Source organism: Pseudomonas sp. R1-6, from assembly GCF_051132115.1.
In the GTDB taxonomy this organism is placed as follows: Bacteria; Pseudomonadota; Gammaproteobacteria; order Pseudomonadales; family Pseudomonadaceae; genus Aquipseudomonas.
Genome location: NZ_CP071662.1, coordinates 4,155,838 through 4,179,037 on the forward strand (window position 1 = coordinate 4,155,838; position 23,200 = coordinate 4,179,037).

20 protein-coding genes are annotated in these 23,200 nt (G+C 60.8%); 10 read left to right on the top strand and 10 right to left on the bottom strand.

Annotated features, from left to right (window positions below; genetic code table 11):
* The first annotated feature begins 220 nt into the window (after window positions 1-220).
* The 7 genes from J3P81_RS18810 (at window position 221) to J3P81_RS18840 (ending at window position 10,285) form a co-directional block, all read left to right on the top strand.
* Window positions 221-658 carry a Spy/CpxP family protein refolding chaperone gene (locus J3P81_RS18810; RefSeq protein ID WP_420765195.1) on the top strand — a complete coding sequence of 146 codons (438 nt, stop codon included), beginning with the start codon at window positions 221-223 and terminating at the stop codon, window positions 656-658.
* Window positions 659-726: 68 nt separating this feature from the next.
* Window positions 727-2,079, top strand: a complete 1,353-nt coding sequence (locus J3P81_RS18815) for a sensor histidine kinase (protein WP_434560271.1) — start codon at window positions 727-729, stop codon at window positions 2,077-2,079.
* A gap of 242 nt (window positions 2,080-2,321) precedes the next feature.
* Window positions 2,322-3,749 (top strand): di-heme oxidoredictase family protein, encoded by a 1,428-nt coding sequence (locus tag J3P81_RS18820; RefSeq protein WP_434560273.1) that lies wholly within the window; start codon window positions 2,322-2,324, stop codon window positions 3,747-3,749.
* 27 nt (window positions 3,750-3,776) lie between these two features.
* Window positions 3,777-4,841, top strand: a complete 1,065-nt coding sequence (locus J3P81_RS18825) for an imelysin family protein (protein WP_420765198.1) — start codon at window positions 3,777-3,779, stop codon at window positions 4,839-4,841.
* 2 nt (window positions 4,842-4,843) lie between these two features.
* Window positions 4,844-5,941, top strand: coding sequence for a DUF1513 domain-containing protein (locus J3P81_RS18830; RefSeq protein ID WP_434560275.1), 1,098 nt, complete (start codon window positions 4,844-4,846; stop codon window positions 5,939-5,941).
* Window positions 5,942-6,096: 155 nt separating this feature from the next.
* Window positions 6,097-7,245 carry an efflux RND transporter periplasmic adaptor subunit gene (locus tag J3P81_RS18835; RefSeq protein WP_420765200.1) on the top strand — a complete coding sequence of 383 codons (1,149 nt, stop codon included), beginning with the start codon at window positions 6,097-6,099 and terminating at the stop codon, window positions 7,243-7,245.
* Window positions 7,246-7,258: 13 nt separating this feature from the next.
* On the top strand, window positions 7,259-10,285 hold the full coding sequence (locus tag J3P81_RS18840) for a multidrug efflux RND transporter permease subunit (protein WP_420765201.1): 3,027 nt from the start codon (window positions 7,259-7,261) through the stop codon (window positions 10,283-10,285).
* Between the two features lie 78 nt (window positions 10,286-10,363).
* Here J3P81_RS18840 and J3P81_RS18845 read toward each other — a convergent pair whose 3' ends face one another.
* The 5 genes from J3P81_RS18845 to colR all read right to left on the bottom strand — a co-directional run bounded on the left by J3P81_RS18845 (window position 10,364) and on the right by colR (window position 14,038).
* Window positions 10,364-10,591 carry a hypothetical protein gene (locus J3P81_RS18845; RefSeq protein WP_420765202.1) on the bottom strand — a complete coding sequence of 76 codons (228 nt, stop codon included), beginning with the start codon at window positions 10,589-10,591 and terminating at the stop codon, window positions 10,364-10,366.
* 2 nt (window positions 10,592-10,593) lie between these two features.
* Window positions 10,594-11,301: a lipopolysaccharide kinase InaA family protein gene (locus J3P81_RS18850; RefSeq protein ID WP_420765203.1), complete on the bottom strand. Its 708-nt coding sequence runs from the start codon at window positions 11,299-11,301 to the stop codon at window positions 10,594-10,596.
* Window positions 11,302-11,306: 5 nt separating this feature from the next.
* Window positions 11,307-11,975, bottom strand: a complete 669-nt coding sequence (locus J3P81_RS18855; protein WP_420765204.1) for a class I SAM-dependent methyltransferase — start codon at window positions 11,973-11,975, stop codon at window positions 11,307-11,309.
* A gap of 112 nt (window positions 11,976-12,087) precedes the next feature.
* Entirely contained in the window at window positions 12,088-13,365 is a 1,278-nt protein-coding gene (locus tag J3P81_RS18860; RefSeq protein ID WP_434560277.1) for a sensor histidine kinase, read from the bottom strand.
* Window positions 13,355-14,038: a two-component system response regulator ColR gene (colR, locus tag J3P81_RS18865; protein ID WP_039591775.1), complete on the bottom strand. Its 684-nt coding sequence runs from the start codon at window positions 14,036-14,038 to the stop codon at window positions 13,355-13,357. The genes J3P81_RS18860 and colR overlap by 11 nt, the downstream gene beginning before the upstream one ends.
* 197 nt (window positions 14,039-14,235) lie before the next feature.
* On the opposite strand from colR, the gene J3P81_RS18870 reads away from it, so the two are divergent.
* Window positions 14,236-14,979, top strand: coding sequence for a phosphatase PAP2 family protein (locus J3P81_RS18870; RefSeq protein ID WP_434560279.1), 744 nt, complete (start codon window positions 14,236-14,238; stop codon window positions 14,977-14,979).
* Between the two features lie 206 nt (window positions 14,980-15,185).
* Here J3P81_RS18870 and groL read toward each other — a convergent pair whose 3' ends face one another.
* From groL to J3P81_RS18890, 4 genes are all read right to left on the bottom strand, one after another.
* Window positions 15,186-16,829 carry a chaperonin GroEL gene (groL, locus tag J3P81_RS18875; RefSeq protein ID WP_030142514.1) on the bottom strand — a complete coding sequence of 548 codons (1,644 nt, stop codon included), beginning with the start codon at window positions 16,827-16,829 and terminating at the stop codon, window positions 15,186-15,188.
* A gap of 50 nt (window positions 16,830-16,879) precedes the next feature.
* On the bottom strand, window positions 16,880-17,173 hold the full coding sequence (locus J3P81_RS18880; protein WP_039591772.1) for a co-chaperone GroES: 294 nt from the start codon (window positions 17,171-17,173) through the stop codon (window positions 16,880-16,882).
* Window positions 17,174-17,445: 272 nt separating this feature from the next.
* Entirely contained in the window at window positions 17,446-17,922 is a 477-nt protein-coding gene (locus J3P81_RS18885) for an FxsA family protein (protein ID WP_420765208.1), read from the bottom strand.
* A 66-nt stretch (window positions 17,923-17,988) separates the two neighbouring features.
* Window positions 17,989-18,720, bottom strand: coding sequence for a HugZ family protein (locus J3P81_RS18890; protein ID WP_420765209.1), 732 nt, complete (start codon window positions 18,718-18,720; stop codon window positions 17,989-17,991).
* Window positions 18,721-18,876: 156 nt separating this feature from the next.
* Between J3P81_RS18890 and J3P81_RS18895 the strand changes: the two genes are divergently transcribed.
* Complete coding sequence (locus J3P81_RS18895) at window positions 18,877-19,635, top strand: SDR family oxidoreductase (RefSeq protein ID WP_434560281.1); 759 nt, start codon at window positions 18,877-18,879, stop codon at window positions 19,633-19,635.
* 128 nt (window positions 19,636-19,763) lie between these two features.
* On the opposite strand, the gene apbC is transcribed toward J3P81_RS18895, so the two are convergent.
* Window positions 19,764-20,858 (bottom strand): iron-sulfur cluster carrier protein ApbC, encoded by a 1,095-nt coding sequence (apbC, locus tag J3P81_RS18900; protein ID WP_420765211.1) that lies wholly within the window; start codon window positions 20,856-20,858, stop codon window positions 19,764-19,766.
* Between the two features lie 235 nt (window positions 20,859-21,093).
* On the opposite strand from apbC, the gene metG reads away from it, so the two are divergent.
* On the top strand, window positions 21,094-23,139 hold the full coding sequence (metG, locus tag J3P81_RS18905) for a methionine--tRNA ligase (RefSeq protein ID WP_420765212.1): 2,046 nt from the start codon (window positions 21,094-21,096) through the stop codon (window positions 23,137-23,139).
* Window positions 23,140-23,200 lie beyond the last annotated feature (61 nt).

The window sequence follows — 23,200 nt, forward strand, 5'->3', positions numbered from 1 at the left end:
CAACCGCAAGATCTTTGGGGCCGCTTCGCCCGAAGCGTCGGACCGGCCCAGCGGGAGCAAGCTCCCTCGCCACGGGGATTGTGTTCAGACTCCGAGATTTGTCAGGTCTGCACAAAAACGTCTTTACCCAAGCTTTACCCACCCCTGACCGCCGCTGACCTTGATCTCCGTAATCTGCACACATCCGGAACTGACCGGGAATGAGACAAGGAGAGACACCATGCGCAAGACCCTTACCGCCCTGCTGTTCGCCGCTGCCCTGCCGACCGTCGCCATGGCCATGCCCGAAGGTCCAGGCCCGATGGGCCCGATGGATGGCCCGCGCCACGGCGGCCAGATGCACGATAAAGGCCCGTACAGCCAACTGGACCTGAGCCGTGAACAACGCCAGCAGATCCGCCAGATCATGGGCGAGCAACGCCACGAACAACGGGAACTGGTGGACAAATACCTGGCCAAGCTCTCGCCAGCCGACCAGAAAGCCATGAAAGATGAAATGGACGCTCGGCATCAGAAAGTCGATGCGCAGATCCGCGGTCTGTTGAAACCCGAGCAGCAAAAGGCGTTTGATGCGCTCCAGAAAAAACGCGCCGAACGTCGGGCCGAGTGGGCCGAATTCAAGGCCTGGAAAGCGCAACAGCCGCAAAAAGCGCAATAATGCACTGAAGCACCATCAGCCCAACGGCACATCGCCGTTGGGCTTTCTTTGTTTTCGAGGATAACTCCGTGCGTTCATTGTTCTGGCGCGTCCTGGCCAGCTTCTGGTTGGCCATCGCTCTGGTGGCGGGACTTTCGATTCTCTTGGGCCATATGTTGAACCAGGACGCCTGGATCCTCAGCCGCCATCCGGGCCTCAACACCCTGGCCGAAGAGTGGACGCAGACTTACGAAAGCCAGGGCGAAGATGCCGCCCAGGACATCCTAAAACAACGCAAGCGCGAGTATCACGTCGATGTCCAGGTGCTCAACGAAAGCGGCGACCCGGTGGTGCGCGGCACGTTCCCACATCGGGCCGCGGCCTTCGAGGCGCGACAGAACAACGACGAACGCCGCCTGCCCTGGCGGCGCCTGACCGACGAATTCACCAGCGCCAAGACCGGCGACACCTATCTGTTCATCTATCGCATTCCCCACCCCGAATTGGACGCCTGGCATCGCGACAGCCTGCTCTGGCCCCTCAGCGCCTTGGCGATTGCGCTGGTGGTGCTGACCCTGTTCAGCCTGCTGGTGACGCTTTCCATCACCCGGCCGTTGAGCCGGCTGCGCGGCGCGGTGCACGATCTGGGACAAGCGACCTACCAGCAGAACAGCCTCGCCAAGCTGGCCAACCGACGGGACGAGTTCGGCGTGTTGGCCACCGATTTCAACCGCATGGGTGCGCGCCTGCAGAGCCTGATCGCCAGCCAGCGCCAATTGCTGCGCGACGTGTCCCATGAACTGCGCTCGCCCTTGGCCCGACTGCGCATCGCCCTGGCGCTGGCGGAGCGGGCCAGCCCCGAAGAGCGCGAAAAACTCTGGCCGCGCCTGACCCGCGAATGTGATCGCCTGGAAGCGCTGATCAGTGAAATCCTGGTTCTGGCGCGGGTCGATGCCGACAACGCCAGCGCCGAAGAAGTTGATCTCAACGGTCTGCTGATCAACCTGCAAAAAGACGCCCAGATGGCTTCACCGGAGCAGATCGTGCAGTTGGAAACGGAACCGGGCCTGACCCTCAAGGGCTGGCCGACCATGATCGAGCGGGCCGTGGACAACCTGTTGCGCAATGCACAGCGCTTCAGTCCCAACGGGCAGCCCGTTGAAATGCGCGCGGTGCGCCAGGGGGAACGAATTCTTATCAGCGTGCGCGATCACGGGCCTGGCGTGGAGGCGGAGCATCTGGGCCAGTTGGGCGAACCGTTCTACCGCGCCCCCGGCCAGACCGCCGCCGGCCACGGCCTGGGCCTGGCGATCGCCCGCCGCGCCGCCGAACGCCATGGCGGCACGTTGGGACTGGCCAACCATCCCGAGGGCGGATTCATTGCGACGCTGGAATTACCGTTGGTGCCAGGGGCTGTGGTCTCCCCTACAGAACAACAGTGAACCCGTGGCGAGGGAGCTTGCTCCCGCTCGGCTGCGCAGCAGTCGCAAACCGGTTGGCTGGATTTACCTGTTGCACCGCGGCGCCTGGTTTTGGGGCTGCTTCGCACCCCAGCGGGAGCAAGCTCCCTCGCCACAGGAAATCAAGTGCACCCCGATCAAACCAAACGATAATTCCTCTTATTCAAACTGCCCCGCCCTGTTAGACTTTGCGCCCGCGTTTCACTCGTCCCGCAGGATTTCCGATGTTGTCGTTGCCTCTTCGCTTATGCGCTCTGTTCCTGGCCCTGGGCCTGAGTGCCTGCGATGACGCCCCGCGTTTCACCCAGGCCGAACCCGGCGAAGCCAAGTCCGGCGGCGGCGCGACGGTGCGCAAGGCTGATCAGAACGCGTTCTCCCTGCCTTCGGCCAACCTGCCCCCCTCGCGACGCGTGGATTTCAGCGTCGGTAACAGTTTCTTCCGCAGCCCGTGGGTGATTGCGCCCTCGACCACGACCGCCCGCGACGGCCTCGGACCGCTATTCAATACCAACGCCTGCCAGAATTGCCATATCAAGGATGGACGCGGCCATCCACCGGCACCCGATGCGAGCAGCGCGGTATCGATGCTGGTGCGCCTGTCGATTCCTGACGCGCCCCCCTACGCCAAGGTCATCGAGCAGCTCGGCGTCGTGCCGGAGCCGGTCTATGGCGCGCAATTGCAAGACATGTCGGTTCCTGGCGTCGCGCCGGAGGGCAAGGTACGAGTCGACTACACTCCGGTGCCGGTGCGTTTTGCCGACGGCACCGTCGTGGAGCTGCGCAAGCCGGCCTTGCAGATCACTCGATTGGGTTATGGCCCGATGCACCCCGACACGCGTTTTTCGGCTCGCGTCGCCCCGCCCATGATCGGCCTGGGTTTGCTCGAGGCCATCCCTGAAGACGCCATCCTGGCGAATGCCCAGGCTCAGGCGCGGGCGAAAAACGGTATCGCCGGCCGTCCGAACATGGTCTGGGACGATGTCCAGCAAAAGGCCGTGCCGGGGAGGTTCGGCTGGAAGGCCGGCCAGCCGAACCTCAATCAACAGAACGTTCATGCGTTTTCCGGGGACATGGGCCTGACAACCAGTCTGCGGCCGTTCGACGATTGCACCGAGGCCCAGGCCGATTGCAAGCGCGCGCCCAACGGCAACGGCCCACAGGGCGAGCCGGAAGTCAGCGATAACATCCTGCGCCTGGTGTTGTTCTACAGTCGCAACCTCGCGGTGCCGGCCCGCCGCGATGTGGATTCGCCCCAGGTGCTGGCGGGCAAGAATCTGTTTTTCCAGGCGGGCTGCCAATCCTGCCACACCCCCAAATACACTACGTCCGCCAATGCTGCCGAACCGGAGCTGGCGAACCAGGTCATCCGCCCCTACACCGACCTGCTGCTGCACGACATGGGCGAAGGCCTGGCTGACAACCGCAGCGAGTTCAAGGCCAGCGGTCGTGACTGGCGGACCCCGCCGCTCTGGGGCATCGGCCTGACCGAGACCGTCAACGGCCATACCCAATTCCTGCATGATGGTCGCGCCCGCAACCTGCTCGAAGCCGTGCTGTGGCATGGCGGCGAAGCCCAGGCGGCGCAGCGACAGGTTCTAGCATTCAATGCCGAGCAGCGCGCTGCGTTGTTGGCTTTCCTGAATTCTCTTTAAACTTGATTTCCGAAACGGGAGCCCGACATGTTCCGTCCCAAGCTGTTATTCACCAGTCTCGCCGCCATCGCCCTCGGCGCTTGCTCGCCCCAGGACCCGCAGGCGGTCACGTCGGCCGCCATTGCCAAGCAGGTGATCCTGCCGACCTACAGCCGCTGGGTCGAAGCTGACCGGCAGTTGGCGACCAGCGCCCTGGCGTTCTGCCAAGGCAAGGAAAACCTGGAAACCGCGCGCGCCGATTTCCTCAAGGCGCAAAAAGCCTGGGCAGAGCTGCAACCGCTGCTGATCGGTCCGCTGGCCGAGGGCAACCGCGCCTGGCAGGTGCAATTCTGGCCCGACAAGAAGAACCTGGTCGGTCGCCAAGTCGAGCAATTGGTCAACAGCCAGCCGCAGATCGACGCCGCCGGCCTGGCCAAGTCCAGCGTGGTCGTGCAAGGGCTTTCGGCCTATGAATACCTGTTGTTCGACGCGAAAATCGACATGGCCGACAGCGCTCAGAAAGCCAAGTACTGCCCGCTGCTTACCGCCATCGGCGAACGTCAGAAGCAACTGGCCGAAGAAATCCTGTCGGGCTGGAACAGCAACGACGGCATGCTCGCCCAGATGAGCAAGTTTCCCAACCAACGCTACGCCGATTCCCACGAAGCGATCGCCGATCTGCTACGGGTCCAGGTCACTGCGCTGGACACCCTGAAGAAAAAACTCGGTACGCCGATGGGCCGCCAGAGCAAGGGCGTGCCGCAACCATTCCAGGCCGACGCCTGGCGCAGCCAGTCTTCGTTGCAAGGGCTGGAAGCCAGCCTGAAAGCCGCCAGGACCGTGTGGGCCGGCGTCGACAACAAAGGCCTGCGCGGCCTGCTGCCAAGCGACCAGAAACCGTTGGCCGACAAAATCGACGCTGCCTACGACGCGTCGCTGAAGCTTTTCGCCGGCAGCCAACGTTCGCTGACCGAAATGCTTGGCGACGACGCCGGGCGCCAGCAACTCAACGAGTTGTACGACAGCCTCAACGTCGTCCACCGCCTGCATGAAGGCGAATTGGCCAAGGCGCTGGGCATTCAACTGGGCTTCAACGCCAACGACGGTGACTGATCATGTTTCGACGTCAGGCTCTGGCGCTCGGCAGCTTGCTGCTGGGCGCGGTTACCCTGGGCGGCTGGACGCTGTTCAAGCAAAAGGACAAGAGTCCGCTGCTGCTTTCGGCACGGGACGATGGTGAAGGCAATCACTTCGCCGTCGGCTATCGATTGGACGGCACCCGGGTGTTCGCCACCCAGGTCGGCCAGCGCTGCCATGACATCATCAATCATCCGACGCTGCCGATCGCGTTTTTCGTTGCCCGCCGTCCAGGCACCGAAAGCTATCTGATCGACCTGCGCGACGGCAGGCTGCTACAAACCATCGCCTCGCGGCCGAACCGGCATTTCTACGGCCATGCGGTGATCCACAAGGGTGGCGAATGGTTGTACACCACGGAGAACGACACTCGCGATCCGGGCCGCGGCCTGCTGGGCATGTACCGCTTCGAAGGAGACCGGCTGGTGCACAGCGGCGAAATTCCAACCCATGGCATCGGCCCTCATCAGGTGTCGTGGATGCCCGACGGCGAGACGCTGGTGGTGGCCAACGGCGGCATCCGCACCGAGGCCGAGAGCCGGGTCGAGATGAATCTCGATGCCATGGAACCCAGCCTGGTGCTGATGCAGCGCGACGGCACGTTGTTGAGCAAGGAAACCCTCCCTCAGCAAATGAACAGCGTGCGCCATTTGGGCATTGCCAGCGACGGGACCATCGTCTCCGGCCAGCAATTCATGGGGGCGGCCCACGAGCCGTCGGAACTGCTGGCGATCAAGCGCCCGGGCCAACCCTTCAAGGCGTTCCCGGTGCCCGAATACCAATTGCAAGCCATGGGGCACTACACCGCCAGCGTCGCCGTGCACAGCGAACTGCGCCTGGTGGCCCTGACGGCTCCACGGGGCAACCGCTTTTTCATTTGGGACTTGGACAGCGGCGAGGTTCGCCTGGACGCGCCTTTGCCGGATTGCGCCGGAGTCGGCGCGGTGGCCGACGGCTTCATCGTGACGTCGGGCCAAGGGCGCTGCCGCTACTACGATTGCCGTCAATCACAACTGGTTGCAAAACCGCTGGACCTGCCGGCAGGGCTCTGGGACAACCATTTGCACCTGGCCTGAGCGAGGGAGCGAAGGGCGTCGGTGCAAGGCGCCCTGATTTTTCGGAACAATCCTACACCCCACCGCCCCTAGAGCATCTGGAATACCCCGCGCACTCAGAGTAATGTGCCCGCCTATCTGTATTTTCTCTCAGCTCTTTTCCAAGGAAGTGGAACATGCTGCGACGCCGCATGCTGATCATGTTGGGTGTTGTCCTGCTGGTGGTGCTGTTGCTGGCAGGCTACAAGGCCTTCTCCATCTACCAGCAGATCCAGATGTTTTCTGCCCCGAAACCACCAGTCAGCGTTGCCGTGGCCAAGGCCACCGAGCAGCCCTGGCAGTCTCGCCTGCCCACCGTCGGCAGCCTCAAGGCCTCGCAAGGCGTTGACCTGAGCCTGGAAATTGCCGGGACGGTACAAAAGCTTCAGTTCGAATCGGGGCAGAAGGTCAAGGCCGGCCAACCGCTCCTGCAACTGGACACCGAAGTCGAAAGCGCCCTGCTGGAAACCGCCCAGGCGGACCTTGGCCTGTCGCAGCTGGATTTCGGCCGGGGCCGGCAACTGGTAGGCAGCCAGGCGATTTCCAAGGGTGAGTTCGACCGGCTCTCAGCCCAGTTGAAGAAAAACCAGGCCACGGTCAACCAGCTCAAGGCCTCGCTGGCAAAGAAACACATCGTCGCGCCGTTCAGCGGCACCATCGGCATTCGCCAGGTAGACATCGGCGATTACCTGGCCAGCGGCACGGTGATCGCCACCCTGCAGGACCTCAGCAGCCTGTATGTGGATTTCTATGTCCCGGAACAGTCGGTGCCTCGACTCGCCGTGGCCCAACCCGTCAATGTCAATGTCTCGGCCTACCCAGGCCAGACGTTCGTCGGCACCATCAGCGCCATCAATCCCAAGGTCGAGGACAGCACCCGCAACGTGCTGGTGCGCGCGACCCTCGCCAACCCCGACGGCAAGCTGCTGCCCGGCATGTTCGCCGACCTGCAGGTGATCCTGCCGGACGTGGCTGCCGGGATCGTCGTACCGGAAAGCGCCGTGACCTACACCCTCTACGGCAACTCCATGTACGTAGTGACCCAGAAGAAAGCCGCCGACGGCAATGTCGAGAAAGATGACAAGGGCCAGCCGGTCCTGATTGCCGAGCGCCGCTTCGTCGAAACGGGAGAGCGCCGGGACGGGCAAGTCCTGGTGACCAAGGGCCTGCAAAGTGGCGAGGAAGTGGTCATCGGCGGCCAGATCAAGCTGGACAACGGTACGCCCGTCGCCATCAGTGACGACAAGACCCTGACCGAACAGAACAGCTCGCCGCGCGCGGACTGATCAAGGAACCCCCATGGCTTTTACCGATCCGTTCATCCGCCGCCCGGTGCTCGCCACCGTGGTCAGCCTGTTGATCGTGCTGCTGGGCTTCCAGGCCTGGAGCAAACTGCCCCTGCGTCAGTATCCACAAATGGAAAACGCGCTGATCACGGTGACCACCGCCTATCCCGGCGCCAACGCCGAGACCATCCAGGGCTACATCACCCAGCCGATGCAACAGAGCCTGGCCAGTGCCGAGGGCATCGACTACATGACCTCGGTCAGTCGGCAGAATTTCTCGGTGATCTCGGTCTATGCCCGCATTGGCTCCAACAGCGACCGGCTCTTCACCGAACTGCTGGCCAAGGCCAACGAAGTCAAGAACCAGTTGCCCCAGGATGCCGAGGACCCGGTGCTCAGCCGTGAGGCTGCCGATGCCTCGGCGCTGATGTACATCAGTTTCTTCAGCAAGGAACTGAACAACCCGCAGATTACCGACTACCTGTCGCGGGTGATCCAGCCGAAGCTGGCGACACTCCCCGGCATGGCCGAAGCGGAGATCCTCGGCAACCAGGTCTTTGCCATGCGCTTGTGGCTGGACCCGGTCAAGCTCGCGGGCTTTGGCCTGACCGCCGCCGACGTGACCAACGCCGTGCGCCAGCACAACTTCGTCTCCGCCGCCGGCGAGGTGAAAGGCGAATACGTCGTCACCAGCATCAACGCCAACACCGAACTAAAGTCCGCCGAAGCCTTCGCAGGCATACCCCTCAAGACCGACGGTGACAGCCGCGTCTTGCTACAGGACGTGGCGCGGGTGGAGATGGGCGCCGAAAACTACGACACCATCAGTTCCTTTGGCGGCACGCCCTCGGTGTACATCGGCATCAAGGCCACGCCCGGCGCCAACCCGCTGGATGTGATCAAGGAAGTTCGCAAGATCATGCCCGAGATGGAAGCCCAGCTTCCGACCAACCTCAAGGCCGAGATCGCCTACGACGCCACGCTCTTCATCCAGGCCTCCATCGACGAGGTGGTAAAAACCCTGTTTGAGGCGGTCCTGATCGTCATTGTCGTGGTGTTCCTGTTCCTCGGCGCCTTGCGTTCGGTGCTCATCCCGGTGGTGACCATTCCCCTGTCGATGATCGGGGTCATGTTCTTCATGCAGTTGATGGGCTATTCCATGAACCTGCTGACACTGCTGGCCATGGTGTTGGCGATCGGCCTGGTGGTGGATGATGCCATCGTGGTGGTGGAGAACATCCATCGACATATGGAGGAAGGCAAGACCCCGTTCGACGCTGCCATAGAAGGCGCCCGGGAAATCGCCATGCCGGTGGTTTCGATGACCATCACGCTCGCGGCGGTTTACGCGCCTATCGGCCTGCTCGAAGGCCTGACGGGCGCGCTGTTCAAGGAGTTCGCCCTGACCTTGGCCGGGGCGGTGGTGATATCCGGCATCGTCGCCCTGACCCTGTCGCCGATGATGTGCGCGATGCTGCTGCGCCATGACCAGAATTCCTCGGGGCTGGCCCATCGGCTGGACGTAATCTTCGAACGCCTGAAGAACCGTTACCAGCGCATGCTTCATGCCACGCTCGAAACCAGGCCAGTGGTGCTGGTGTTTGCGGTGATCGTGCTGCTGTTGATACCGGTATTGATCATGTTCACCAAGTCCGAGCTGGCGCCAGACGAAGACCAGGGCATCATATTCATGATGGCCAATGCGCCAAAGACGACCAACCTCGATTACCTGAACGCCTATACCGATCACTTCATCACGATCTTCAAGGAATTCCCTGAGTACTATTCTTCCTTTCAGATCAACGGCTATAACGGCGTGCAGTCGGGCATTGGCGGCTTCCTGCTCAAGCCCTGGAATGAACGCAACCGCACCCAGATGGAGATCCTGCCGGAGGTCCAGGCCAAGCTGGAAAGCATCCCGGGCCTGCAGATCTTTGGCTTCAACCTGCCCTCGCTGCCGGGCACGGGCGAAGGGTTGCCCTTCGAGTTCGTCATCAATTCGCCGAAGGACTACACGACGCTTCTGCAAATTGCCGAGCGAGTCAAGAAACGGGCGCTGGAGTCCGGCAAGTTCGCATTCATGGACATTGATCTGGCTTTCGACAAGCCCGAGGTCGTGGTGGATATCGATCGGGCCAAGGCTGCCCAGATGGGTGTTTCCATGCAGGACCTGGGCGGAACCCTGGCGACGTTGCTGGGTGAGTCGGAGATCAACCGCTTTACCCTGGAAGGACGCAGCTACAAGGTAATAGCCCAGGTCGAACGACCGTTCCGGGACAATCCGGACTGGCTGAACAACTACTACGTCAAGAATGCCCAGGGTGAATCGCTCCCGCTCTCGACACTGATCAAGGTCAGCGACCAGGCACGACCGCGGCAACTGAACCAGTTCCAGCAGCTCAACGCCGTGACGATCTCGGGTTTCCCCACGGTGAGCATGGGCGAGGCCATCGAGACGGTCCGCCAGATCGCTCGCGAGGAAGCACCGGTGGGGTTCGCCTTCGACTACGCAGGGGCTTCACGCCAATTCGTACAAGAAGGCAGCGCGTTGTGGGGAACCTTCGCCCTGGCCCTGGCGATCATTTTCCTGGTGCTGGCGGCGCAGTTCGAGAGCTTCCGGGATCCGCTGGTAATCCTGGTGACGGTGCCCTTGTCAATCTGCGGCGCATTGATCCCGCTGTTCCTCGGCTGGTCGAGCATGAACATCTATACCCAGGTAGGTCTGGTGACGTTGATCGGGCTTATCAGCAAGCACGGCATCCTGATCGTCGAGTTCGCTAACCAGCTACGCAAGGAACAAGGGCTGAGCCCGCGCGAGGCCGTGGAACAAGCCGCATCGATTCGTCTGCGGCCAGTGTTGATGACCACTGCGGCGATGGTATTCGGCATGGTGCCGTTGATCCTGGCCACCGGTGCCGGGGCGGTGAGCCGCTTCGACATCGGCACAGTGATCGCCACGGGAATGTCGGTGGGTACCTTGTTCACACTGTTCGTATTGCCTTGCGTCTACACCTTGCTGGCAAAACCGCAGAAGCGGTAAGACAGGCTGCCGGAACAATGCTGACCTAAAAAAACAAAGGCCTCGCAAATGCGAGGCCTTTGTTTTAAGTCATGAAACTCAACTCTGCGGCTTCATGCCTTGAGACAGGCCAAACATGAACAACAGCAGATCGTTGTCCGGTTGGATCGCCTCGCTGGCCTTGGCAATCCGAGGCACAGGGCAATGGGCGCCCACCGTGGAGGCACTGAGAATCTGCGAGCGCGGCTGTTCCCATACCGCCACCGCCATTGACGTAACTGCCAGGGCTCCGATCAAGAACAAACCTCTAGCAATTTCTACTTTCATCGCTATAAACCTTTGATAGCGCTGCCAAACGCCGTTGTATAAAAGTAGACGAGTTTTTTCCAGTCGCCATCGTGGAACGACGAATGGCGCCGCAGCTGCCTCATGTCATGGGCGGCCGCGCTGCGGGCAGTCAGGCGTTGACGGCATTTTTCCAGGTCCAGCAGTGCGATTTCAGCCTTGGCCGACTCGCCCTCCCCGGTTACACGCACGAATACGTGCTTGATATAAAGACAGCCATGCTGCCAGCGCCCTTTGTGCATGCGAGCCAGGTTTTCGGCCAACGCCTGGAGGATACGGTCATGCACCGCCTCGCCATGACGTTCGCGCCCACCCGCGGCGTACCATTGTTCGATTTCCTCGAAACCGTCCAACGCTTGGGTAACCAACAGCGCGCGCCATTTATGTACCGGGTCCCTCTGCGCACCGCAGAAAACCACCTGAGGCACCGTGACATTGAGTTCTGTCAGGGCCACCAAGGCTCGCTCTTCGCGCAAGACAGTCGGACGGCCGAAGGGGTGCAACAAGCTGCGGTAGATATGGCCGGTCTGGCGCTTGGAATAGAGCAATCCGTCGCCGTCGTTGATCCGTTGCACACCGCTTTCACCGCCCCGCCGCGTGTTGGGTTCCTCTACCCAGTCACCCCTTTGATTCCAAAAATGATCAAAGCAACTGCGAGAAGCCGCCGGGGCTTCTACTGCTTGTACAACCATGCCCATTACCCCTTGCGTAATACATAAACTCGCCACATGGCATAGAGCGGTAGGAAATCCAGTTGTTCCTGGATGCGGAAGCCAGCTTGTCGAAATTCGGCCTCCACTGTAGCAACCGGTAACACAAATCGGTTCTGGTAGTCTTTCTGCCCACGGGTTCGCTCAAGACGCTTGCGTTTCCAAGCCTTGAAATTGCCATCGACCCACAATGAAACGATGACGCTGTCGCGGCTGACACGCCCGAATTCACGCAGGATTGCCAGGCGATGCGCGGGTTCACCGATGTGGTGCAACAAACGCATGCAAAAAATGCTGTCAACGGCGTTATCAGGCAAGGCGATGTCGAACGCAGAAGTGTGCAAAGGTTGTACCCGTTTTACGACATCGGCGGGTTGGACGCTCATTGCGGTTTGCAGCATGGCTGCGGAATTGTCCGCGCCGATGATGACCCGGTTCGATTTCTCGGCCAACAAGGGCCAGAAACGTCCGGCGCCACAGGGAAGGTCCAGTACCAGGCCAGGGTCACCGGCCAGGGCCAAGGCGCGGCGCGCCAGTTGCTGGTCGCGCCGATTGGAGAGGCGGCGGCTGAACCCGCTGCGGTGTTTGTGGAAATATTGCCTGGCGTGTTGCTCGTCGTACTTTTCGGAAAAATCCAGCTTGATGGCTTTGGACATGGGGGCCCCTCCGTTATTGATGGGCCCAGCCTATGAACAGATGTGTCATCGCCTCGTGAAAAAACCGTCATGGATCTGAACCAATCATTTCAAGGCTTTTCCGGGACGCACTTCAACCCTTTGGATTCAGCTCCACCTCGAAACGGCAACCGTTGGGCTCCATCGTACTGAGGCTCACTGTCCAGCCCTGGTCCTCGCAGATTCGCTGTACCAGCGAAAGGCCCAGCCCCAAGCCCTCGCCACGCTTTTCATTACCTCGCACGAATGGCTCGAACATCGCCTCGCGCTTCTCTTCGGGGATGCCCACGCCGCTGTCCTCGACCATGAACCCAGTGACCGTCAGGGAGACGCGGATAAACCCCTGGTCGGTGTAATGCAAGGCATTACGCAGCAAGTTGCCCATGACGGCGGTCAGGAATGTGGCGTTGTACAGCGTATCGGCCGTTTGCCCGGGCTCGAAGATCAACGTCAAACCTTTGGACTCGATCGGCGCGCGCCAGACACCGAGCAGGTTGTCCGCTACCTGTCCAAGGGTCGAGCGAGGGGAGATTCCATTGTCTTCGCGCTGGGCCCGGGCAAGCATGAGGAAGGTCTGCACCAACTCACGCATCTCCTCACTGGCCCGGTTGATGCGTTCAACCTGGGTACGCCCCCGCTGGTCAAGCGCCGGGTTTTCCAACAGCAATTCGCAAGACGTGGCCAGGACCATCAACGGCGTGCGCAATTCATGGCTGACGTCGCTGGTGAATAAACGCTCACGGGTCAAGGCTTGGCGTAATCGGCCCAACGTAGCGTCGAACGCCACGGCCAGCTCGCCCACTTCGTCGGCGGCATAGTCCGGCGCGAGCGGCGGGGCAAGTCCAAGGAGCTGGTCGCGATGCCGCACTTGGCGAGCCAGACGCACCACAGGTGCCATCACTCGACGTGCCAGCACCCATCCGAGGAATACCGCCAGCGCCAGGCTGAGCACGAAGCCCACCAACACCACGGCGAACAGTACCCGTTCGCGCTCCTCGAAATCGCTCTGGTCTTGCAACAATACGTAATGGCGACCGTCAACGATTTCCACCATCGCGTGGTAGGACAGTTGCTCACGAAACACTTCATGAAAACCCCGATCCAGGTGACGCAGGTCCTTGGGCAACTCGAAGTCACCCGGACCGCCGCTGAAATAGAACAACTGATCGGGTTCAGGCCGATGACTCCAGTCGGAGACGCTGTCCATCAGCAGTAGACGTTGCAGGTCACCGCCAAGGCCGGCGGAAATCAGTTTTTCCTCCACCAGGTGAACGGTTGCCACGATGCCCATGGCAAATGCGCCCGCCACCAACGCGCTCATCAAGGCGAACGCAATGATGATCCGTTGGGCAAGGCTCTGCTTAAACTCCATCCCGGCCCTCGGCCAAGCGGTAACCGACGCCATGCACCGTGTGCAGCAGTGGTTTCTCGAACGGTTTGTCGATCACCTGGCGCAGTTGGTGGACGTGGCTGCGCAGGCTGTCGCTGTCCGGGCAATCATCGCCCCACAGGGCTTCTTCGAGGATTTCCCGGCGCAGCACGTGGGGGCTTTTCTGCATCAGTACCGCGAGCAACTTGAGGCCAACGGGGTTGAGCTTGAGCAACCGGCCCTCGCGGGTCACTTCCAACGTGTCGAGGTCGTAGCTCAGGTCGCCGACCTGCAACGCGCGACGCCCGCCACCCTGGGCCCGACGCATCACCGCTTCGATCCGCGCGGCCAGCTCCGACAACGCAAAAGGCTTGACCAGGTAATCGTCAGCCCCGGACTTGAATCCCTGCAGGCGGTCGTCCAACTGGTCCCGCGCGGTGAGCATGATCACCGGCGTATCACGCCGGGCGTCTTCACGCAGGCGCTTGCACAAGGTGTAGCCATCGATGCCTGGCAGCATGATGTCGAGCACGATCAGGTCGTAGTGCTCGGTCGCGGCCAGGTGCAAACCCGACAAACCATCCTGGGCACAATCGACGGTATAACCCTTGAGTCCCAGGTAATCGGCCAGGTTGGCCAGGATGTCGCGGTTGTCTTCGACCAATAGAATTCGCATGGGCATCTCTCCTGCACACGTAGGCGATCGTCGTGGCCCGCGCAGCTTAAGGCCAAGCGTGTTCCGCGGCTAGGGTTGTCTCGGCTGGGGTTGGGGCATTGACGAGTTTTTCACCCCGCATTCACGCCTGCCCAACGCGACGCGGACGAGACTGGGCGCAACCCGCTACTCAAGAACATCCACCAAAGGTACTGCCCATGGTTTGCGCTAGCCTTCGCCCTGTTTCAAGGCCATTGAATTTCGAAATCGCGCTGGGGGTGCCTGTAGTTGTTGCGCTGATCCTGGTGGTGCTGGAACTGACTACGCTTGACATGGATCTTGCCAGGCTTTTCTACAGTGCGGCCGAGGGCGGATTCATCGGGCGGCATAGTTTTTTTCTCGAAGACATCCTGCACGACCGGGCCAAGCAGATGGTCATCGTCTTCTGCATCCTGGCGGTCGCGGGGTTCATCGCTTCGTTTTTTGTCGATCGCCTCAAACCGTTCAAGCGTGAACTCGGTTGCCTGGTCTTATCGCTAGCGCTGGCAACGGCGTTTGTCACGCCGCTGAAGGCCGTGACGGCGGTGCAATGCCCTTGGAGCCTGAAGGAGTTTGGCGGCAAGGAAACCTACAGTGAATTGCTGAGCCCGCGCCCGGCCACTGACAAGCCCGGCCGTTGCTGGCCCGGCGGACATGCCGCAACGGGGTTCACGCTGTTTGCGCTGTTCTTCGTATTACGCGACCGCCGACCCCGCCTGGCCCGTCAATCACTGGTGTTTGCCTTCGCACTGGGCACCGTTTTCTCCGTGGGTCGGATGATGCAAGGGGCGCATTTTTTCTCCCATAACGTGTGGACAGCGGTGTTCTGTTGGCTGATCTGCCTGGGGTGTTACTACTTCGTGCTGTATCGACCGGCTGCCATGGCTGATCGCGCAGCGCTGAACCAACCCGCTAACGCCTGAGCATGGGAATAACCCTGTGGGAGCGAGCTCGCTCGCGATTGCGGTGTGTCAGTTTCCATATCTGGCACTGATGTACCGTCATCGCGAGCAAGCTCGCTCCCACAGGTCCCCCCAGGAAAAATGCGCCCCCGCGCCAAAATCCAAGGCAATAAAAAACCCCGCTTGCTTTCGCAGGCGGGGTTTTTCGCTACAGGGGTAAGGCTGGCTTACATCATGCCGCCCATGCCACCCATGCCGCCCATGTCTGGCATGCCGCCGCCAGCTGGAGCGTCTTCCTTGATTTCAGCGATCATCGCCTCGGTGGTGATCATCAGGCTGGCAATCGACGAAGCCGCTTGCAGAGCCGAACGAGTCACTTTGGCTGGGTCCAGGATACCCATTTCGATCATGTCGCCGTATTCGCCGGTAGCAGCGTTGTAACCGTAGTTACCCGAACCCTGCTTGACCTTGTCGACCACTACGCTTGGCTCGTCGCCGGAGTTGGCAACGATCTGACGCAGAGGTGCTTCGACAGCGCGACGCAGCAGTTGGATACCGACGTTCTGGTCGTCGTTGTCGCCTTTCAGCTCGCTGATGGCTTGCAGAGCACGAACCAGTGCCACGCCGCCGCCAGGCACCACGCCTTCTTCAACGGCTGCGCGGGTTGCGTGCAGGGCGTCTTCAACGCGGGCTTTCTTCTCTTTCATTTCAACTTCGGAACCGGCGCCAACCTTGATCACCGCAACGCCGCCGGACAGTTTGGCCAGGCGCTCTTGCAGTTTTTCACGGTCGTAGTCGGACGAGGTCTCGGCCACTTGTGCACGGATCTGGGTCACACGAGCCTGGATGTCGGCATCGTTGCCAGCACCGTCGATCACGGTGGTGTTTTCCTTGGACAGGATCACGCGCTTGGCGTTACCCAGGTGCTCCAGGGTGGTGCTTTCCAGGCTCAGGCCGATCTCTTCGGAGATAACGGTACCGCCGGTCAGAACGGCGATGTCCTGCAGCATGGCCTTGCGACGGTCGCCGAAGCCTGGAGCCTTGACGGCTGCAACCTTGACGATGCCACGCATGTTGTTCACAACCAGAGTCGCCAGGGCTTCGCCTTCGACGTCTTCAGCCACGATCAGCAGTGGGCGGCCGGCTTTGGCAACGGCTTCCAGCACTGGCAGCATTTCGCGGATGTTGGAGATCTTCTTGTCGACCAGCAGAATCAGCGGGCTGTCCAGCTCGGCAACCATGGTGTCTGGCTTGTTGACGAAGTACGGGGACAGGTAGCCACGGTCGAACTGCATGCCTTCTACAACCGACAGTTCGTTTTCCAGGCCCGAGCCTTCTTCAACGGTGATCACGCCTTCCTTGCCGACTTTTTCCATGGCTTCGGCAATGATGTCGCCGATGGAGTTGTCGGAGTTGGCGGAAATGGTACCAACCTGGGCGATCGCCTTGGAGTCAGCGCAAGGCTTGGCCAGACCCTTCAGTTCCTTGACGATGGCGATGGTCGCCTTGTCGATGCCGCGCTTGAGGTCCATCGGGTTCATGCCGGCAGCGACGGCTTTCAGGCCTTCGTTGACGATCGACTGGGCCAGTACGGTCGCGGTGGTGGTACCGTCACCAGCGTCATCGTTGGCACGGGAGGCAACGTCTTTGACCAGTTGCGCGCCCATGTTTTCGAAGCGGTCCTTGAGCTCGATTTCCTTGGCTACGGAAACGCCGTCCTTGGTGATGGTCGGAGCGCCGAAGCTCTTCTCGATGATCACGTTACGGCCTTTCGGGCCCAGGGTCGCTTTTACTGCGTCAGCCAGGACGTTGACACCGGCGAGCATTTTCTTGCGGGCGGAATCGCCGAATTTAACTTCTTTAGCAGCCATGATCGATATTCCTTAAATACTTTGTAGTAGCGGGAAAATGAGCGGGGAAATCAGCCTTCGAGAACAGCGAGGATTTCGTTCTCGCTCATGACCAGCAGGTCTTCGCCGTCGACTTTCACAGTGTTGCTGCCGGAGTAAGGGCCAAACACAACCTTGTCACCCACTTTCACGGCCGGCGCACGTACTTCACCGTTTTCCAGTGCCTTGCCTGGACCTACAGCGAGAACTTCACCGTGGTTGGCTTTTTCAGCAGCCGAACCTGGCAGGACGATACCGCCAGCGGTTTTCTTCTCTTCTTCGCTGCGACGGATGACGACGCGGTCATGCAGAGGACGAAGCTTCATTGTCGATCTCTCCTAATTTTGGTTTTCATCGGCCGGTGTAGTCCCGGCGGGTTTAACAAAAGCCGGCGGAGCCGGGGTGCGGTTCGTCAAGCGAACCGCGGAAGTCTGTCCAGTGTCGCCACCGGAAACCTTGCGGTGACCCATACATAAGGGCGTGCAAGTCGATTACAAGGGGCGGCGATGAAAATTTTTGCTTTACGAAGGCTCAAACGGACACGGCACCCGAAGGTGCCGTGCTGCTCGATAGTTGCTTGGGAAAGATGATTGAAGGGTCACTTGGGATCGCGATGTTCGAATTCGCCTTCGATCACGTTCGGCTCGCGACCTACGGGCTCCCTGGGGGCCGGGCCGCCCCGGGACTGAAGATCATCGGCGAACGCTCGCTGGCGCATCGCCTGCTCTTCGGCACGCTGGCGCATCTTGTTGGCGAGCAAGCGGCGGGTGAACGGCAACAACATGACCAGGCCCAGCACGTCGCTGATAAAACCAGGCAGGATCAACAGGCCGCCACCCAAGGCCAGCATCAGTCCTTCGAGCATGGTCTGCGCAGGCAGCTCGCCACGGTTCAGGCTTTCACGGGCACGCAACGCCGTGGCGAGGCCGGCGATGCGCAACACGAAGACGCCGAGCATCGAGCCGAGAATGACCAGCAACAGCGCCGGGAAAAACCCGATCGCACCGCTGACCTTGACGAATACGAACAGCTCCAACACCGGGAACAGCAGAAAGAGCAATAAAAATGGGCGCATCAAAGGGTTCCTCAACGCAAGAAGACCTTGCTATGAAAACCTAAATGACGTCGCCCTTTCGTGAATTCAAGCATCGACCTCGGCATTTTTTGGCCATTGCTCGGCGTGAGCCAGATAAACCAAGGCTTCGCGCACTTGTGTCGGCGTGTTGCAAGGGTTCGGAAACGCCAGCCAATACAGTCCTTGTCCGATGCGCAGGTGCATACCTTCGCTGTCGATGCCGACCAAACGCGCCGGTTCGTTTTTCGGCAGGCCGCTCAACTCCACGTAATGGGCGATGGCCTTGGCGTGATCAGCGTTCATATGGTCGATCATGCTGGTTTCAGCCTTGCCGGCGAACGGGTTGGAGAGGGTTACCTGATCGATCCAGTGAATTGCGCCGAAACCCCCGATGTAGCGATGGCGCACCGGATCGAGCACCCAGAAGTCGAAGTCGTGGGCCTTGTGATAGTTCTGCGACTCGGGAAAGTAGCGGTAATAACGCTCGGCGGCGGCATCGATGGCAACGCTATCTTCGAGTTTACGGGCCTCGGCCAGGTAGGTCAGGCGCCCCACGGCCTGTACATCCTCAGCGCCCCGCTCGCCCACCAGCATGGAACACTTGGGGTCTTTTTGCAGGTTGTGAGTGTGCTGGGCGATACGGCTGATCAAGACCAGCGGCCGGCCCTGGTCGTCCAGGCAATAGGGGACCACGGAGCCGAACGGAAAGCCGGGCATGGATTTGGAATGGGTGGAGAGCACTCCACGGTACTCCTTGAGCAACAGTTCCCGGGCATGCTTGGCTGCTTCGACGCTCAATTTATGACTCCTTTAATGAAATCCGTCTAGAAAACGATCAGGCGAGTGGAGTAATGTTCCGACACCTCTGGACTGTCTCGCTTGCAGCCGGGCCAAACCCGCAAATCGAGCGCTACCTAAACAGTCCCTCCACCGCTGCGCCATCTGGACATGAGAATGCAACTCACTGACAAAGTAATCATTATCACTGGCGGTTGCCAGGGCCTGGGGCGTTCCATGGCCGAGTATTTCGCCGGCAAGGGCGCGAAGCTGGCGCTGGTCGACCTCAATCAGGAGAAACTCGACCAAGCGGTCGCCGCCTGCGCCGCCAAGGGCGTCGAGGCTCGCGCCTACTTGTGCAACGTCGCCAATGAAGACCAGGTGATCGACATGGTGGCCCGCGTTGCGCAGGACTTCGGCGCGATCCATGGGCTGATCAATAACGCTGGCATCCTGCGCGATGGCCTGTTGCTCAAGGTCAAGGACGGCGAAATGACCAAGATGAGCCTGGCCCAGTGGCAGGCCGTGATCGACGTGAACCTTACAGGTGTGTTCCTGTGCACCCGTGAAGTGGCGGCCAAGATGGTCGAGCTGAAGAACAGCGGCGCGATCATCAATATCTCGTCGATCTCCCGCGCCGGCAACATCGGCCAGACCAACTACTCGGCCGCCAAGGCCGGCGTGGCCGCTGCCACCGTGACCTGGGCCAAGGAACTGGCGCGCTACGGCATCCGTGTGGCGGGCATCGCACCGGGGTTCATCGAAACCGAAATGACCCTGGGCATGAAACCAGAGGCCTTGGAACGAATGACTTCGGTGATCCCGCTCAAGCGCATGGGCAAGCCTGAGGAGATCGCGCATTCGGCGGCCTACATCTTCGAAAACGACTACTACACCGGTCGGATCCTGGAGATGGATGGTGGAATGCGGATCTAAACCCACCGCCTAGCAAAATGTGGGAGCGAGCTTGCTCGCGATGGCGCCGGGTCAGCTTGCATCAATGTTGGATGTCAGACCGCTATCGCGAGCAGGCTCGCTCCCACAGTGGATAGGGTTTCACTCTATCAATCGTCGCTGACGGTGATGTTCGGCATCACAGGCGACGCGGCTTCCTGCAATACGATCCGCGCGCCGACGTGGCGAGCCAGCTCCTGGTAGACCATGGCGATCTGGCTGTCCGGTTCGGCGATGACGGTTGGCTTGCCACCGTCTGCCTGTTCGCGGATCACCATCGACAACGGCAGCGAGGCCAGCAGTTCGACGCCGTACTGGGTCGCCAGTTTTTCCCCACCGCCTTCACCGAACAGATGCTCGGCGTGCCCGCAGTTCGAGCAGATGTGCACGGCCATGTTCTCCACCACGCCCAGCACCGGGATGTTCACCTTGCGGAACATCTCCACGCCTTTGCGCGCATCCAGCAAGGCCAGGTCCTGGGGCGTGGTGACGATCACCGCGCCGGCCACCGGGACTTTCTGTGCCAGGGTCAGCTGAATATCGCCGGTGCCTGGCGGCATGTCGATGACCAGGTAATCCAGGTCGCCCCAGGCGGTTTGCGTGACCAACTGCAACAAGGCGCCGGACACCATCGGCCCGCGCCAGACCATGGGGGTGTTGTCATCGGTCAGGAACGCCATGGACATGACTTCCACGCCGTGTGACTGGATCGGCACGAACCATTTCTGATCTTTTATCTGTGGGCGAGTACCCTCGGCGATGCCAAACATGATGCCCTGGCTCGGACCATAGATATCCGCATCGAGAATCCCGACCTTCGCACCTTCACGGGCAAGCGCCAGCGCCAGGTTGGCGGCAGTGGTGGACTTGCCCACGCCGCCCTTGCCCGAGGCGACCGCGATGACATTCTTGACGTTCGCAAGTCCAGGCACTTGGGCCTGGGCCTTGTGAGCGGCAATGACGCTGGTCACTTCGACCTTGGCGGCCGTGACACCGTCCAGCCCCTCGATGGCCATTTGCAGCATTTGCGCCCAACCCTTCTTGAACAGGTCGGCGGCGTAGCCGATTTCCAAATGGACAGTGACGCGATCGCCCTGGATATCGAGGGCCCGCACGCATCCGGCGCTGACCGGGTCCTGGTTCAGGTAAGGGTCGGTGTACTGGCGAAGGACGGCTTCCACCGCTGCGCGATTGACGGCGCTCATGGGCAACTCCGATAGCAAGACTTGAAAACAGGCCGCTATCCTACGCCGCGCATGCTTTTGTGGCGACCCGATTACCATTCGAACGCTGACCTTCTTTGGCGAGGGGATTTATCCCCTCGCCAAAGGTTGGGCCTGTGCTCTCCAGCAATGCATCTGGAAACAGGCCCGTGGGGTGAAATATATTTCCCGGCGCTTTATAGTGGCCGACCTCCGTTTCATCAAGTAGCCGAGCCCCATGTCCGAGCCACGCAAGATCCTCGTCACCAGCGCCCTGCCCTACGCCAATGGTTCGATCCACCTTGGCCACATGCTGGAATACATCCAGACCGATATGTGGACGCGCTTCCAGAAACATCGCGGCAACCAATGCATTTATGTCTGCGCCGACGACGCCCACGGCTCGGCCATCATGTTGCGCGCGGAAAAAGAAGGCATCACCCCGGAACAACTGATCGCCAACGTCCAGGCTGAACACAGCGCCGACTTTGCCGAGTTCCTGGTGGACTTCGACAACTTCCACTCCACCCACGCCGAAGAAAACCGTGAGCTGTCGAGCCAGATCTACCTGAAGCTGCGTGACGCCGGGCATATTTCCACCCGGTCGGTGACCCAATATTTCGACCCGGAAAAGAAAATGTTCCTGGCCGACCGCTTCATCAAGGGCACCTGCCCGAAATGTGGCACCGAGGACCAGTACGGCGACAACTGCGAAAAATGCGGCGCCACCTACGCCCCGACCGACCTGAAAGACCCGAAATCGGCGATTTCCGGTGCAACCCCGGTGCTCAGGGACTCCCAGCATTTCTTCTTCAAGCTGCCGGATTTCCAGCAGATGCTGCAGACCTGGACCCGCAGCGGCACGCTGCAGGACGCGGTTGCCAACAAGCTCGCCGAGTGGCTCGACTCGGGCCTGCAGGAGTGGGACATTTCCCGCGATGCGCCGTACTTCGGCTTCGAGATCCCTGGCGAGCCAGGCAAGTATTTCTATGTGTGGCTGGACGCGCCCATTGGCTACATGGCGAGTTTCAAGAACCTCTGCGACCGCACCCCGGGGCTGGACTTCGACGCCTTCTGGGCCAAGGATTCCACCGCCGAGGTGTATCACTTCATCGGCAAGGACATCGTCAACTTCCACGCGCTGTTCTGGCCCGCCATGCTCGAAGGCGCCGGTTTCCGCAAACCGACCGGCATCAACGTCCACGGCTACCTGACCGTCAACGGCCAGAAGATGTCCAAGTCCCGCGGCACGTTCATCAAGGCGCGGACCTACCTGGACCACCTGTCGCCGGAATACCTGCGTTACTACTACGCCGCCAAGCTCGGCCGTGGCGTCGACGACCTGGACCTGAATCTCGAAGACTTCGTGCAGAAGGTCAACTCCGACCTGGTGGGCAAGGTCGTCAACATTGCCAGCCGTTGCGCCGGTTTCATCCACAAAGGCAACGCTGGCGTGCTGGTTGCCGGTAACGCCGCGCCGGAACTGACCGACGCCTTCCTCGCCGCCGCGCCAAGCATCGCCGATGCCTATGAGAGCCGCGACTTTGCACGCGCCATGCGCGAGATCATGGCCCTGGCCGACCGCGCCAACGCGTGGATCGCCGACAAGGCACCCTGGTCGTTGGCCAAGCAGGACGGCAAGCAGGATGAAGTCCAGGCGATCTGCGCCCTGGGCATTAACCTGTTCCGCCAACTGGTGATTTTCCTCAAGCCGGTGCTGCCGCTGCTGGCCGCCGATGCCGAAGCGTTCCTCAACGTCGCGCCCCTGTCCTGGAACGATCACCAGACCCTGCTGAGCGATCATCAGTTGAACGAGTTCAAGCCGCTGATGACCCGCATCGACGCGACCAAGGTGCAAGCGATGATCGACGCCTCCAAGGAAGACCTGGCCGCCAGCCAGACCGACACCGGCGGCCCGAGCGGCAACGGCGAACTGGCCAAGGACCCGCTGTCGCCTGAAATCGACTTCGACGCTTTCGCGGCGATCGACCTGCGCGTGGCGCTGATCGTCAAGGCTGAAGCGGTCGAAGGGGCCGACAAGCTGTTGCGCCTGACCTTGGACATCGGTGACGAGCAGCGCAACGTCTTCTCCGGCATCAAGAGCGCCTACCCTGACCCAGCCAAGCTTGAAGGCCGGCTGACGATGATGATCGCCAACCTCAAGCCACGCAAAATGCGTTTTGGTATTTCCGAGGGCATGGTGATGGCGGCGGGCCCCGGCGGCGAAGAGATCTACCTGCTGAGCCCCGATAGCGGCGCCAAGCCGGGCCAGCGGATCAAGTAACGCGACTGCACGCGGCACCGATCCCACAGTCGCTAACGAGTGACTGTGGGATTTTTCATAT